Source organism: Oleiphilus sp. HI0067, assembly GCF_001635735.1.
This window is the reverse complement of sequence record NZ_LWFI01000364.1, coordinates 1-981: the sequence shown is the minus strand read 5'-3', so window position 1 is coordinate 981 and position 981 is coordinate 1. Positions and strand designations below refer to the sequence as shown.

General features: G+C 42.1%; 1 protein-coding gene and 1 pseudogene. One reads left to right on the top strand and one right to left on the bottom strand.

Features of this window, described 5'->3' with window-relative positions; all coding sequences use genetic code 11:
- A pseudogene (nth, locus tag A3739_RS04375) lies at positions 1 to 572 on the bottom strand (endonuclease III); the annotation flags it as partial.
- A 166-nt stretch (positions 573 to 738) separates the two neighbouring features.
- Here nth and A3739_RS04370 point away from each other — a divergent pair.
- The gene (locus A3739_RS04370) at positions 739 to 948 is read left to right on the top strand and encodes a cold-shock protein (RefSeq protein WP_068475510.1); all 210 of its coding nucleotides are present in this window, start codon (positions 739 to 741) and stop codon (positions 946 to 948) included.
- The last annotated feature ends 33 nt before the right edge of the window (positions 949 to 981 follow it).

Here is a 981-nt window from a genome sequence, read left to right as displayed (position 1 = left end):
CTTTCGTGCCATACATGTGTAGCGTCCATGAAGTATCAGCCAGTGGTGAGCATCCACAAGAAATTCTTTTGGAATAACGCGTAATAAGCGCTTTTCGACTTCCAGTACATTCTTGCCCGGAGCGATCTTCGTTCTGTTTGCTACTCGGAAAATATGTGTGTCGACCGCCATTGTAGGATGGCCAAAGGCTGTATTAAGTACAACGTTAGCGGTTTTTCTTCCAACGCCAGGGAGTGCCTCTAGGGCTTCGCGATCTTCAGGTACTTCTGAGTTGTGTTGAGAAATGAGCATCTCACATGTCTTGATGACATTTTCTGCTTTAGCATTAAATAGGCCGATGGTTTTTATATAGTCCTTTAAGCCATCTACTCCCAGCGCGTATATTTTTTCGGGAGAGTTTGCGACAGGAAAGAGTTTGTCAGTTGCTTTGTTAACGCCTTTATCGGTCGCTTGGGCAGATAAAATGACAGCAATAAGTAACTCGAAAGGAGAGCTGTAATTCAGTTCTGTTTCAGGTTTGGATTGTCGTTTCGAAAGCGTGTGAAGATCTCTGTGCGAATGCTTTTGTTCATTGTTAAAACAATTCTTGGTGTTTGTAATTAAAGTCAGCTAGTATAACTAAGGAAGCCTTAAAAACACGGCTATTTTTATGACATTGGGCATCTAGAATGCTTGTTTGTACATACCTATATCCACGTTTTGAGCGTTTCAATTACGTTATATATTCAGGAATAGGTTATGTCAGAAAGAGTTACAGGTAAGGTTAAGTTTTTTAACGAGTCAAAAGGCTTCGGTTTCATCGAGCAAAACGGCGGTCCAGACGTTTTTGTTCACTTTAGTGCAATCCAGTCTGAAGGCTTTAAAACCTTAGCTGAAGGCCAAGAAGTTGAGTTCACTGTAGGCCAAGGTCAAAAAGGCCCACAAGCTGAGCAGGTTGTTCCTAAGTAGGACATAACCCGATCGAAATTCTACGAACCCGCT

Excerpts from the sequence above, each read along its gene's own strand:
- A3739_RS04370 (WP_068475510.1), top strand. The coding sequence starts at position 739 with ATGTCAGAAAGAGTTACAGGTAAGGTTAAGTTTTTTAACGAGTCAAAA.